General features: G+C 74.2%; 7 protein-coding genes. 5 read left to right on the top strand and 2 right to left on the bottom strand.

Annotated elements, in window-relative coordinates; translation table 11 throughout:
- Positions 1-42: 42 nt before the first annotated feature.
- A complete protein-coding gene (gene hrpB / locus ACVV2G_RS02735; protein ID WP_453840915.1) occupies positions 43-2559 on the top strand; it encodes an ATP-dependent helicase HrpB in 2517 nt (838 codons plus the stop codon).
- A gap of 140 nt (positions 2560-2699) precedes the next feature.
- Here the strand turns inward: hrpB and ACVV2G_RS02730 are convergent, their stop codons facing one another.
- Positions 2700-4598 carry a lytic murein transglycosylase gene (locus ACVV2G_RS02730; protein WP_453840914.1) on the bottom strand — a complete coding sequence of 633 codons (1899 nt, stop codon included), beginning with the start codon at positions 4596-4598 and terminating at the stop codon, positions 2700-2702.
- Positions 4599-4842: 244 nt separating this feature from the next.
- Here ACVV2G_RS02730 and ACVV2G_RS02725 point away from each other — a divergent pair, with 244 nt between their 5' ends.
- Entirely contained in the window at positions 4843-5697 is an 855-nt protein-coding gene (locus ACVV2G_RS02725) for a DUF4184 family protein (protein WP_453840913.1), read from the top strand.
- Between the two features lie 836 nt (positions 5698-6533).
- Here the strand turns inward: ACVV2G_RS02725 and polA are convergent.
- Positions 6534-9257 carry a DNA polymerase I gene (gene polA / locus ACVV2G_RS02720; protein WP_453840912.1) on the bottom strand — a complete coding sequence of 908 codons (2724 nt, stop codon included), beginning with the start codon at positions 9255-9257 and terminating at the stop codon, positions 6534-6536.
- 406 nt (positions 9258-9663) lie between these two features.
- Here polA and ACVV2G_RS02715 point away from each other — a divergent pair, with 406 nt between their 5' ends.
- The 3 genes from ACVV2G_RS02715 (at position 9664) to ACVV2G_RS02705 (ending at position 13249) form a co-directional block, all read left to right on the top strand.
- Complete coding sequence (locus tag ACVV2G_RS02715) at positions 9664-11943, top strand: FdhF/YdeP family oxidoreductase (RefSeq protein WP_453840911.1); 2280 nt, start codon at positions 9664-9666, stop codon at positions 11941-11943.
- A gap of 79 nt (positions 11944-12022) precedes the next feature.
- Entirely contained in the window at positions 12023-12511 is a 489-nt protein-coding gene (locus ACVV2G_RS02710) for a hotdog fold thioesterase (protein ID WP_453840910.1), read from the top strand.
- 564 nt (positions 12512-13075) lie between these two features.
- Entirely contained in the window at positions 13076-13249 is a 174-nt protein-coding gene (locus ACVV2G_RS02705) for a hypothetical protein (protein WP_453840909.1), read from the top strand.
- The last annotated feature ends 148 nt before the right edge of the window (positions 13250-13397 follow it).

Genomic DNA, 13397 nt, shown 5'->3' with positions numbered 1-13397 from the left:
CGTGCGTGGAGGCCGGCTCCGCAGCCGTACGACACTGGGGGCGTGATCCGTTACGACGCCCTGGACGCCCTTCCCGTACGCGGTGCCCTGCCCGCGCTGCACGACGCCCTGGCGGGGCACGGCACCGCGGTGCTGGTCGCGCCGCCCGGCACCGGCAAGACGACGCTGGTGCCGCTCGCGCTGGCCGGGCTGCTGGGCGAGGGTCCCGCGCGGCGCGTGGTGGTGGCCGAGCCGCGGCGGATCGCGGCGCGGGCGGCGGCCCGGCGGATGGCGTGGCTGCTGGGCGAGAAGCCCGGCGCGCGCGTCGGGTTCAGCGTGCGCGGTGAGCGTCTCGTCGGGCGGCACACGCGCGTGGAGGTCGTCACGACCGGTGTGCTGCTGCAGCGGCTGCAGCGCGACCAGGAGCTGACGGGCGTCGACGTGGTGGTGCTCGACGAGTGCCACGAGCGGCACCTGGACGCGGACACGACGGCGGCGTTCCTGTGGGACGTGCGGCAGACGCTGCGCCCGGAGCTGCGCCTGGTGGCCGCGTCGGCGACGACCGACGCGGAGGGCTGGGCCCGGTTGCTGGGCGGGGCGCCGGTCGTCGAGGCGGCGGGCGTGTCCCACCCCGTGGAGGTGGTGTGGGTGCCTCCGGCACGTCCGGTACTGCCGCCGCACGGGATGCGGGTGGACCCGGCGCTGCTCACCCACGTGGCGTCGGTGACGCGGCGGGCGCTGGCCGAGCGGGACGGGGACGTGCTGTGCTTTCTCCCGGGCGTGGGGGAGATATCCCGCGTCGCGGGGCAGCTGGGGGATCTCGGGGGCGTCGACGTGCTCCAGGTGCACGGGCGTGCGCCCGCGGCGGTGCAGGACGCGGTGCTGGCGCCCGGGACACGGCGCCGGCTGGTGCTGGCGACCTCGGTGGCCGAGTCGTCGCTGACGGTTCCGGGCGTGCGGGTGGTCGTGGACGCGGGGCTGGCGCGGGAGCCGCGGGTGGACCACGCGCGCGGACTGAGCGCCCTGACGACCGTGCGCGCCTCCCGCGCGGCGGCGCGGCAGCGGGCCGGCCGGGCCGGGCGTGAGGCACCGGGGGCGGTGTACCGCTGCTGGGCGGAGGCGGAGGACGCCCGTCTGCCGCGGTTCCCGGCGCCGGAGATCAAGGTGGCCGACCTGACGGCGTTCGCGCTGCAGGCGGCCTGCTGGGGCGACCCGGACGCCGCCGGGCTGGCGCTGCTCGATCCGCCGCCGGGCGGGGCGATGGCGGCGGCGCGGGAGGTGCTCGCGGCCGTCGGCGCGGTGGACTCCGCGGGGCGGGCGACCGATCGCGGTGTGCGACTGGCCCGGCTGGGACTGCATCCGCGGCTGGGGCGTGCGCTGCTCGACGCGGGGGGCTCCGGAGCGGTCGGTTCCGGGAGTTCCGGGGCCGCGGCGGAGGTGGTCGCCCTGCTGAGTGAGGAGCCGCCACGGGAGTACGGGACGGACCTCGTGGCCGCGCTGCGGGCCGCCCGGCGCGGGGGCGACGGCTACGGGGCGCGGTGGCGGGCCGAGGTGCGGCGGCTGCGGGCCGCCGTGGAACGGACCGGCGCACGGGCGGGGGACGCCACCGACGACTCGCTCGCCGGGCTGGTGGCCGCGCTGGCCTTTCCCGAGCGGGTGGCCAGGAAGAACGGCTCCTCGTACCTGATGGTCTCCGGGACCCGGGCCGAACTGCCGGAGACGTCGGCGCTGCGCGGGGCGCCGTGGATCGCCATCGCCGTCGCGGACCGGCCCGTGGGGAAGGGGCACGCACGCGTGCAGCTCGGGGCGGCCGTCGACGAGGCGACGGCCCGGCACGCCGCGAGGGCGCTGCTGGAGGAACGGGACGAGGTGCGCTGGGAGGACGGTGACGTCGTGGCCCGGCGTGTCGAGCGGCTCGGAGCCGTGGAACTCGCGGTGCGGCCGCTCGCCGACGCCGACCCCGGCCTCGTACGGGACGCCCTGCTGGAGGGCCTGCGGCGGGAAGGGCTCGGGCTGCTGCGCCGGTCGCCCGACGCGGACGTGCTGCGCAAGCGGCTCGCCTTCCTGCGGCGGCGGCTCGGCGAGCCCTGGCCGGACGTCTCCGACGAGGCGCTGCACGCCCGCGTGGACGAGTGGCTGGAGCCCGAGCTGAGCCGGGCCCGGCGGCGGGCCGACCTGGCCCGCGTCGACGCCGGTCAGGCCTTGGCACGCCTGCTGCCCTGGGCCTCCGGGGAGGCGGCACGGCTGGACGAGCTGGCCCCGGAACGGATCGCCGTCCCCAGTGGGTCCAGGATCCGGATCGACTACACGGACCCCGGGCAGCCGGTCCTCGCGGTGAAGTTGCAGGAGATGTTCGGGCTCCAGCGCTCGCCCGAGGTCGCCGGGGTGCCGCTCCTCGTGCATCTCCTCTCCCCCGCCGGCCGCCCGGCCGCGGTCACCGCGGACCTGGCTTCCTTCTGGAAGGACGGCTACCAGGGCGTACGGGCCGAACTGCGCGGCCGGTATCCGAAGCATCCGTGGCCCGAGGACCCGGCCACGGCCGAGCCGACGCGGTACACGAAGGCCCGGCTCGCGAAGTGAGGGCGGGGGACGGGGCGGGGGGCCGTCGCCGGTCGACGCGGACCGGTGACGTCCGAGGGGCAGGCGGGGCGGGGGAACGCCCGAGGGGCGCCCCACCTCCGCGGTGGGGCGCCCCTCGGGCGTTCGGGCAGAGGCCGCGCCTACGCGTCCGGCTCGGTCGACGGCTCGGTGGAGGGGCTGGGCGAGGCGTCGGGCGAGGCGTCGGGCGAGGCGGTGGACGGGCCCGGTGACGGCTCCGGGTCGGCCGCGGCCACCTCCAGCCGGACGTCGAGCACGGCGCCGCCCGCGGTGGTGAGGCGGAGCGTGAACGTGCCGGCGGTGTCGTCCGCGTACAGCTTCGGCAGCGTCAGCAGGCCCTGGGCGTCCGTCTTCAGACCGGTCAGGGTGCGGACGGCCGTTCCGTCGGTGCCCATGAAGTAGGGGCCCTCGTCGTTCTCGGCCGGGTCGAGCGCCGACTTGACGAGGGTGGCGGTGACGGCGACCCCGTCCGCGGCGGCGCCCTCGTACGTGGCCTTCACCTCGACCCGGTCCGCGAACTCGCCGCCCGGCGTGCACGTCGGAACGGTGCCGCCGGTGCGGGCGAGGGCGTCGGCGACGGGCTCGGTCACGGTGGCCTTGTAGTCGAGGCCGGCGACGGCGCGGCCGACGACGGTGGCGCGGACGGTGAACTCCCCGGTCTTCTCCCCCGCCACCAGCGCGGGCGCGACGGCCACGCCGGAGGCGTCGGTGCTGACCGCGGCGACCTTGTCACCGCCGGTGAAGGTGGCGTCCGTGTCGCCCAGGACGGTGAAGCGGATACGCACCTTGCCGACGGCCTGGCCGGCCTTGGTCTCGGCACGGGTGCTGATCCTCTTGGCGAAGGTGTCGCCCGCGGTCGCGGTGAGCCCCGTGGTGCCGGCGTTCTCCAGGTGGTGCACCGTGTCCGTCGGGGTGGGCGTCGTGGTCGGCGGCTCCGGGTCGGCCGGGGGTTGGGTGGCCGGGGGTTGGGTGGCCGGGGGCTTGGTGGCCGGGGGCTTGGTGGCCGGGGGCTTGGTGGCCGGGGGCTTGGTGGCCGGGGGCTTGGTGGCCGGGGAGCCGGGGGCCGAGGGCTCGGCGGGCGTGTCCGGCTTCGGTTCCCCGGAGCCGGGCGTCTGCGTGCCGGGGGCCGTGGGCGCGGTGGTCGCCCCCGTACCGGCGGGGGACGGACTGCTCCCGTTCCGGCCGGTGTCGTCGTCGCTGCGTCCCACGGGCAGGGTGCCGGTGCCGTCCGGGATCTCGTGGGTGCCCTTGCGGTAGTGCTCCAGCCAGGACAGGACCGTGTGCAGGTAGTCCTGCGAGTTGTTGTAGCTGAGGATCGCGCGGTCGAGGTCGGCCTGGACGGACAGGTCCCAGCCGTTGCGGCACAGGTAGTGGCCGGCGGAGAGCGCGGCGTCGTAGATGTTGTTGGGGTCTTCCTTGCCGTCGGCGTTGCCGTCGCGGCCCGCCCACGCCCACGTGGAGGGGATGAACTGCATGGGGCCGACGGCATTGTCGTACTCGCTGTTGCCGTCGTAGACGCCGTTGTCGGTGTCCTTGATGAGCGCGAAGCCGTTGCCGTCGAGCTGCGGGCCGATGATCCTGCCGAGGGTGTTGCCCTGGGCGTCGACCTTGCCGCCCTGCGCCTGCCCCGACTCCACCTTGCCGATGGCGGCGAGGAGTTGCCACGGCAGGTTGCAGCCCGGCTTGGTCTGGCGCAGCTCCGACTCGGCCCTCTTGTACGCGTCGAGGACGGTGGCGGGGATGCCCGCCTCGGCCGGCCCCTGGGAGACGGGGGTGCCGATGGTCGGTGCGGGGCTGGGGCTGTTGAGCGGCGGCAGGTCCGTGTAGTACGGCGAGTCACCGGTGGCGCTCTCCCCGGAGGGCGTGCCGGACGTGGGGACGTTGTCGGCCGTGGTCTGTCTGCCGTGGGCGTCGGCCGTCACGTCGGGGGCCTGGGACGCGGACAGGGCCGCGACCACGACCGCCGCCACGGTGGTGGTGACCGCCGCCTTGCGGAGCCTCCTGTCGAAATGCGCCACCATGAAGTGAACCCCTCCCCGTGGACGCTCGTGCGTCCCTCTCCGCCGGTCCTCGACCGATGCGCCAGTCCGTTGTACCCGCCCTGCTGTGACGATCGGTACGGGTCGAAGGCTGCACCGCAACCTTCCCCGCGCGGTGCTCGTCTGTTCGACCAGTACGGTGCCGCAGGCGACCCTACGACACCTTGCTTTGCACGGGCACCCGTTCGCGCCCGATATTCACCGGTTGGCCACATGAGGAGTTCTGTTGCCGTTCACCCTCAGTCATGCGGCCGCCGTGCTGCCCGCGGTGCGCGGCGACGGGACCGGCCGGGGGCGCCTGGTGCCGGCCGCGTTGGTGACGGGATCGTTTGCACCGGACATCACCTATTACGCGGCGAGTTTCCTGTCCGGGGCGATGGAGTTCGGAGACGTCACGCACTCCTTCCCGGGCGTCTTCACCGTCGACGTGATCATCGCCTGGGCGCTGGTGGGGCTGTGGCTGCTGCTCCGCGAACCGCTGGTGGCTCTGCTGCCTCGGGCCCGGCAGGGCCGCGCCGCCACCCTGCTGCGCTGCGGGGCGCCACGCGCGCGCGTGCGGACGTCTCTCGTGGTGCGGTGGTACGTGTCGGCCGTGCTGGGGGCGTTGACGCACGTCGTGTGGGACGCGTTCACGCACCTCGACCGCTGGGGGATGCGGGTGTTCCCGGTCCTGGGCCGGGAGATCGCGGGCTCGCCGCTGTACTGGTACCTCCAGTACGGCGGTTCCGCGGTGGCCGCGATCGTGATCGCGGTGTTCCTGACGCGCGCGTTGCGCCGGGCGCCCCGGACCGCACCGGTGGGAGTTCCGGTCCTCTCGGTACGGGACCGCTGGTGGGCCGGGGCGGTACTCGGCGGCTGCGCGGCGGCCGGCGCGGCGCAGCGGGCGGCCCGGTGGTGGGCCTACTGGGGAGACGTCGCGAAGCCCTGGGAGCTGGTCCCGACCGTGTGCTTCGGGGCCGGTGCGGGGCTCGTTCCCGGGCTGTTGCTGTACGCCGTGGGGGTCAGGGTGTGGCGTCCGGTCCCGGCTCGCGGAAACCCGGGAGGGGTCGGTACGGAGCCGGACCGCCGGGTCGCGCGCTGAGGGGGTCGGCACTCGCGACGAACACGGTGACGGTGCGGGCGGGACGGGTCCGGGGCAGCAGCGTGAGGGCGAGCGCCAGGTAGCCGCGTGCCAGGTCGGCCCACAGCCGCCACGCGGGGGTGGCGCGCGGGGTCGCGGTGGCCGCGTCCCGGTCGTTCCGGACGCCTCGCCGGGCGCGTCTGCGGCGGAGGTGCGTCGCGGCGCGTCGCAGCGTCGTCGCGAAGGTGGTGGGGGTGCGGCCGGTACTCGCGCCCGGCGCGGTGACCGGGACCGGCAGGAGTGGCACGCGGGCGGGTCGGTCTGTGCTTGCCCGTGCCGGTGTCGTCCGGTGGTGGAGCATGCGTATACCCATGCCCGCATCCTCAGGGGAGACGGGGGCGGGGGGCGCTTTCGCGGGGGCCACCTGAGTGACGGCCCCGCGGGGCGGGCCGGGTGTGCAGGCGCCGATCGGGCGGGAGGACGAGGGCGCCCCGGCACGGTGCTCCGGCGAGCAGCCCCGCCCGCGGGGACATGGGGTGGACCCGGCACGCGGCGTCCTGGCCTCCCGCACTCCGGAGATCGACGACGGGCGACGACGCCGACGACGCCCCCGGTACGGCGAGCGTTCGCAGGCTGGCGGGGCGGCCAGGGCTGGTCCGGACCGAGAAGAGCCGATCCGGACAGAGCAGGACCGGCCTCAGCCGGACGATCCCGGTCCCGGGCGGGACCGGGATCGTCCGAGAGGGACGAAGCCCGGCCCCTACGCGGCGTCGGCTGTCACGGCAGACCGGACCACGCCCGCCGACCGCCGACCGCCGACCGCCGACCGCCGACCGCCGACCGCCGACCGCCGGAGGCTAGTGCGCGGCCGACTCCCAGTCCGGGCCCACGCCCACCGAGACGCCCAGGGGGACCCTGAGCCGCACCGCGTCCGCCATTTCGCGGCGGACGAGTTCCTCCGCCGTCGCGCGTTCGCCGGGGGCGATCTCCAGGACGATTTCGTCGTGGACCTGGAGCAGCATGCGGGACCTGAGGCCGGCCTCGCGCAGCGCCTTGTCGACGTTGAGCATGGCGATCTTGACGATGTCGGCCGCCGTGCCCTGGATCGGGGCGTTCAGCGCCATGCGCTCGGCCGCCTCGCGGCGCTGGCGGTTGTCGCTGTTGAGGTCGGGCAGGTAGCGGCGGCGGCCGAAGAGGGTCGCCGTGTAGCCCGTCGCCCGTGCCTCGTCGACGGCCTGGCGCAGGTAGTCCCGCACGCCGCCGAACCGCTCGAAGTAGGCGTCCATCAGGCCGCGGGCCTCGGCCGCCTCGATGTTCAGCTGCTGGGAGAGGCCGAAGGCCGACAGGCCGTACGCCAGGCCGTAGGACATGGCCTTGATCTTGCGGCGCATCTCCGCGTCGACCGCGGCCTGCTCGACGGAGAAGACCTGTGCGGCGGCGGTGGTGTGCAGGTCCTCGCCGGACGTGAACGCCTCGATCAGGCCCGCGTCCTCGGAGAGGTGGGCCATCACACGCAGCTCGATCTGGCTGTAGTCGGCCGTCATCAGGGACTCGAAGCCCTCGCCGACGACGAACCCGCGCCGGATCGCGCGGCCCTCGTCGGTGCGGACCGGGATGTTCTGCAGGTTCGGGTCCGTGGACGAGAGGCGGCCGGTCGCGGCAACCGTCTGGTTGAACGTGGTGTGGATGCGGCCGTCGGCGGCGATCGTCTTGATCAGGCCCTCGACCGTGACGCGCAGCTTGGCCTGCTCGCGGTGACGCAGCATGATCACCGGCAGTTCGTTGTCGGTCTGGGCCGCCAGCCAGGCCAGGGCGTCGGCGTCCGTGGTGAAGCCGGTCTTGGTCTTCTTGGTCTTCGGCAGGTTCAGCTCGCCGAAGAGGACTTCCTGGAGCTGCTTGGGCGATCCCAGGTTGAACTCGCGGCCGGCCGCCGCGTGCGCCTCCTTCACCGCCTGCTGCACGGCGCCCGCGAACGTCTGCTCCATCGCCTGCAGGTGCTCCCGGTCGGCCGCGATGCCGTGCCGCTCCATGCGGGCCAGCAGCACGGAGGTGGGCAGCTCCACGTCGCGCAGCAGGTCCGCGGCGCCGACGTCCGCCAGGCGCCCCTCGAAGGCCTCGCCCAGGTCGAGGATCGCGCGGGCCTGCACCATCAGCGCCTCGGCCTCGGCGCCGTCGTCCGCGCCGAAGGCCAGCTGGCCGTCGGCCGCGGCGGCCGGTGCCAGCTCGCGGTGCAGGTACTCCAGGGACAGCGCGTCCAGGTCGAAGGAGCGCCGGCCCGGCTTGACCAGGTAGGCGGCGAGCGCGGTGTCCATGCCGACGCCGGCGACGCTCCAGCCGTGCTCGGCGAAGACGCGCATGGCGCTCTTGGCGTTGTGGAAGACCTTCGGCCGGCCGGCGTCGGACAGCCAAGCCGTGAACGCCGTCTCGTCGGCCTCGTCCAGTTCGGTCGGGTCGAACCAGGCGGCGGGCCCGCCGGACGCGGCGAGTGCGACCTCGGCGACCGAGCCGGTGCCCAGCGCCCAGGTGTCGACCGTGGCGACGCCGAGGGTCCCCGTGCCGTGCTCGGCGAGCCAGCCGGCGATCTCGCCCGTGCCCAGCACCGTGCCGTCCAGCTCCACACCGTCCGCCACGACCGGGGCGGCCTCGGCCTCCTCGGCGCCCGGGTCGACGGCGGCGAGCCGCTCCCGCAGGGACGGGTTGCGGATCTCCAGGGTGTCCAGGATCATCGCGACGCCCTTGCGGTCGTACGCCGTCCGCTCCAGGTCGGTGACCGTCCTCGGCAGCTCGACCCGCCGCTCCAGCTCGGTGAGACGGCGGTTGAGCTTGACGGACTCCAGGTGGTCGCGCAGGTTCTGCCCGGCCTTGCCCTTGACCTCGTCCACGCGCTCGACCAGCTCCGCGAAGGACCCGAACTGGTTGATCCACTTCGCGGCCGTCTTCTCACCGACGCCCGGGATGCCCGGCAGGTTGTCGGACGGGTCGCCGCGCAGCGCCGCGAAGTCGGGGTACTGGGCGGGAGTCAGCCCGTACTTCTCGAAGACCTTCTCCGGCGTGAAGCGGGTCAGCTCGGAGACGCCCTTGGTCGGGTACAGGACCGTGGTGTGCTCGCTGACCAGCTGGAAGGAGTCCCGGTCGCCGGTGACGATCAGCACGTCGAAGCCCTCGGCCTCGGCCTGCGTGGCGAGGGTGGCGATGACGTCGTCGGCCTCGAACCCCTCGACGGCGAACCGCTGCACGTGCATGGCGTCGAGCAGCTCGCCGATCAGCTCGACCTGCCCCTTGAACTCGTCCGGGGTCTTGGAGCGGTTCGCCTTGTACTCGGTGAACTCCTCGGACCGCCAGGTCTTGCGGGAGACGTCGAACGCCACCGCGAAGTGCGTCGGCGTCTCGTCACGCAGCGTGTTGGCCAGCATCGACGCGAAGCCGTAGATCGCGTTGGTCGGCTGGCCCGTCGCGGTCGTGAAGTTCTCCGCGGGCAGCGCGAAGAACGCGCGGTACGCCAATGAGTGCCCGTCCATGAGCATCAGGCGCGGACGGCCGCCGGAGGTGCTGTCGGTCTTCTTCGCTGCTGTCTCTGCCACGTCCCCGATCCTGCCACGGACCACTGACACTCGGTCCCCCGCTCGCCGGGCGCGGACACGACCGTCCTGCGCCGCGAGCGGCACGGCCGGTCGCAACCACGCGGCACAGCCGCATGTCGGCCACCGCCCCGCACCCCTCCGAGGCCCGCCGCCCCGCGTTCCTCAGACACCGCCCCGCGTTCCTCAGACACCGCCCCGGGGCCCCGGCAGAGCAGCGCCCCGGGCTCCCGGCAGGGCGCTGCCCCGTGCCCCTCGGGGGCAGCTCCAGCCCGGCGGCGCAGGAACCGTCTCCGTCGGCCGCCGCAGTCACTGCTTGCAGACCCCGGTCCGCCCGGACCCCGTCCCTGTCACCGGAGCGTGCGAGGATCGGAGACGTACCTCACACGTGTACGCGAAGGAGCGCGCGATGGCCACCAAGCCTCCCAAGGGTGATCCGGTTCAGGACGCGCCGCAGGTCAAGGAGCCGCAGCACGCGGCGGCGGGCATCCCGGCCATCGGCCACACCCTGCGCATCGCCCAGCGGCAGATGGGTGTGAGGCGGACGGCGCTGACGCTGCTGAGCGTCAACCAGAAGGACGGCTTCGACTGCCCGGGCTGCGCCTGGCCGGAGCCGGACCACCGGCACAAGGCGGAGTTCTGCGAGAACGGCGCGAAGGCCGTGGCCGAGGAGGCCACCCTGCGCCGGGTCACTCCGGAGTTCTTCGCCGCGCACTCCGTCGCCGGCCTCGCCACCCGCAGCGGCTACTGGCTGGGCCAGCAGGGACGGCTCACGCACCCGGTGTACCTCCCGGAGGGCGGCGAGCACTACGAGCCGGTCACCTGGGAGCGCGCCTTCGACATCGTCGCGGAGGAGATCACCGCGCTGGACTCGCCCGACGAGGCGGTCTTCTACACCTCTGGCCGCACCAGCAACGAGGCGGCGTTCCTCTACCAGCTCTTCGCCCGCGAGCTGGGCACCAACAACCTGCCCGACTGCTCCAACATGTGCCACGAGTCGTCCGGCTCGGCCCTGTCCGAGACCATCGGCATCGGCAAGGGCAGCGTCCTGCTGGAGGACCTCCACAAGTCCGACCTCATCATCGTGGCCGGCCAGAACCCGGGCACCAACCACCCCCGCATGCTCTCCGCCCTGGAGCGGGCCAAGGCGAACGGCGCGAAGATCATCAGCGTCAACCCGCTGCCCGAGGCCGGCCTGGAGCGCTTCAAGAACCCGCAGACCCCCAAGGGGCTCACCGCGGGCGCCGCGCTCACGGACCTGTTCCTGCAGATCCGGATCGGCGGCGACCAGGCCCTGTTCCGCCTCCTCAACAAGCTGATCCTGGAGACCGAGGGCGCGGTCGACGAGGAGTTCGTCGGGGAGCACACGCACGGCTTCGAGGAGTTCGCCGAGGCCGCCCGCGCCGCCGACTGGGACGGGACACTCGCGGCGACCGGCCTCACCCGCGCGGAGATCGGGGAAGCGCTGCGCATGGTGCTCGCGTCGAAGCGCACCATCGTCTGCTGGGCGATGGGACTCACCCAGCACAAACACTCCGTGCCCACCATCCGCGAGGTCGTGAACTTCCTCCTGCTGCGCGGCAACATCGGCCGCCCGGGCGCGGGCGTGTGCCCGGTGCGCGGCCACTCCAACGTGCAGGGCGACCGCACGATGGGCATCTTCGAGCGCCCCGCGCCCGCGTTCCTGGACGCCCTGGAGAAGGAGTTCGGCTTCGCCCCGCCCCGCGAACACGGCTACGACGTCGTACGGGCCATCCGCGCGTTGCGCGACGGGGAGGCGAAGGTCTTCTTCGCCATGGGCGGCAACTTCGTCTCCGCCTCCCCCGACACGGAGGTCACCGAGGCGGCCATGCGGCGCGCCCGCCTCACCGTGCACGTCTCGACCAAGCTGAACCGCTCACACGTCGTCACGGGCGCGCGCGCACTCGTCCTGCCGACCCTCGGCCGCACCGAACGCGACCTCCAGGGCGGCGGCGAGCAGTTCGTCACCGTCGAGGACTCCATGGGTATGGTGCACGCCTCCCGCGGCCGGCTGGACCCCGCGAGCGCACAACTGCTGTCCGAGCCGGCGATCGTGTGCCGGCTGGCACGCCGCGTGCTGGGCGAGGGCAGCGTCACGCCCTGGGAGGAGTTCGAGCAGGACTACGCGGCGATCCGCGACCGTATCGGGCGCGTGATCCCCGGCTTCGAGGACTTCAACGCGCGCGTGGCCCGTCCCGGAGGCTTCGCCCTCCCGCACGCCCCGCGGGACGAGCGCCGCTTCCCGACGGCCACCGGCAAGGCCAACTTCACCGCCGCACCGGTCGAGTACCCCGAACTGCCCGAGGGACGGCTGCTGCTCCAGACGCTGCGCTCGCACGACCAGTACAACACCACGATCTACGGCCTGGACGACCGCTACCGGGGCATCAGGAACGGCCGCCGGGTCGTCCTGGTCAACCCGGAGGACGCCGGCAGGCTGAACATCCCGGACGGTGCGTACGTCGACCTGGTCGGCGAGTGGAAGGACGGGGTGGAGCGGCGGGCTCCCGGCTTCCGTGTCGTGCACTACCCGACGGCCCGGGGCTGCGCGGCGGCGTACTACCCGGAGACCAACGTCCTGGTGCCGCTGGACGCCACCGCGGACACCAGCAACACCCCGGCCAGCAAGTCCGTCGTCGTCCGTCTGGAACAATCGGCGACCGACTGAGCGTTTGCTCAGTCGAGCCGACGGCCCCACCGGCCGGCCGGCGGACCAGACAGACGGAGCAACGAAACGGAGCCGGTCCATGGGCGAGCAGCAGCAGGTGCAGTTCCCGCAGGAAGTCGTCGACGAGTACGCCGCGCTCGGCGTCGACCTGCCCGCGCTGTTCTCCGCGGGGCACCTCGGGACCCGCATGGGCGTCCAGATCCTCGAGGCGTCGGCCGACCGCGTCGTCGGCACCATGCCGGTGGAGGGCAACACCCAGCCGTACGGGCTGCTGCACGGCGGCGCCTCGGCGGTGCTGGCCGAGACGCTCGGGTCGGTCGGCTCGATGCTGCACGGCGGCAGTTCCAAGATCGCCGTCGGCGTCGACCTGAACTGCACCCACCACCGCGGAGTCCGCTCCGGCCTGGTCACCGGAGTGGCCACGCCGGTGCACCGGGGCCGGTCGACGGCGACGTACGAGATAGTGATCAGCGACGAGCAGGACCGCCGCGTGTGCACCGCCCGGCTGACCTGCCTGCTGCGGGACGTGAACCCGGGCGACGCCGAGCGGGCCGGCGCGACGGGCTGAGCGGCACGCGGGCTGCGGGCCCGGGACTCCGGGACCTCAGGACTCCGGGACTCCGGAACTCCGGGACCAAGGCGCGCACCACTCCCGAGCGCGCACCGCTCCCGTCCACGCGCCGCCGCCGGGCGCGGGGCCGGCGTCCGCCACGGGGGCTGCCCGCGCCCGCAGGGCGGCTCCGCACACGGCGCCGCCCCGCCCGCGGGACGGCGGGCCCGACCGCAACGTCTCCGCCGGTCACGGCATTGTCCCCGGCCACCCGGCGCCCCAACTTCGGTACGTGGAACGGGGAGAGGCCCCCCGGCCGGGGGCGGCGGCTCGACGGTCCCGGCGCGCACCGGGGCTGCCCGGCCTCGCGCTGACACTGACGGCCGCCGCTCCGACGGCCGGCTGCGGCAGTCCCGGCACCGAAGGCCGCGGCCCCGGCACCACCACGGCCGCCACATCCGCCACATCCGCCACGGCACCGGCGCAACCCACCCCGTCCGCCGAGGAGTTGTGCACGACCGCCGTCGGTTACTGGACGCACGAGATGCTGGCCGGAGGCACCCCTACGGCGACCACCAGTCGATGGGCCTGCCCAACCGGCAGTACGCCATCCTGTGGGAGGCCGTGGAGGCCGCGCAGGTCACCAGGCGCGATAAGGGGCTCGGAGCGGCCGAAGAGCTGATCGACCGCCAGGTATCCGACTCCTGCGCCGTCCACCACCGCGACGGCGACCCGAGCGACGGCCCGTGGCAGTGAGCGGCACCAACCCCGCCGAGCCGGGCGAGGACTCCCGCGACCGGCGCGCCCATGACGCGCCCCGGCTCCCCGCCCGCCACCGGGCCCCGGCTCGGCCGGCCCCTGCGACGGCATCCCGTTGCTCTCCCCCCACCACCACGCCATTTCA

The sequence above is a fragment of the Streptomyces sp. JK94 genome (assembly GCF_053613315.1).
Note: the sequence above shows the minus strand (reverse complement) of the source record. Positions and strands in the feature narration are given on the sequence as shown.

Coding starts and splice junctions, on each gene's coding strand:
- ACVV2G_RS02710 (WP_453840910.1), top strand. CDS start 12,023: ATGGGCGAGCAGCAGCAGGTGCAGTTCCCGCAGGAAGTCGTCGACGAG.
- ACVV2G_RS02730 (WP_453840914.1), bottom strand. CDS start 4,598: ATGGTGGCGCATTTCGACAGGAGGCTCCGCAAGGCGGCGGTCACCACC.
- ACVV2G_RS02705 (WP_453840909.1), top strand. CDS start 13,076: ATGGGCCTGCCCAACCGGCAGTACGCCATCCTGTGGGAGGCCGTGGAG.
- ACVV2G_RS02715 (WP_453840911.1), top strand. CDS start 9,664: ATGGCCACCAAGCCTCCCAAGGGTGATCCGGTTCAGGACGCGCCGCAG.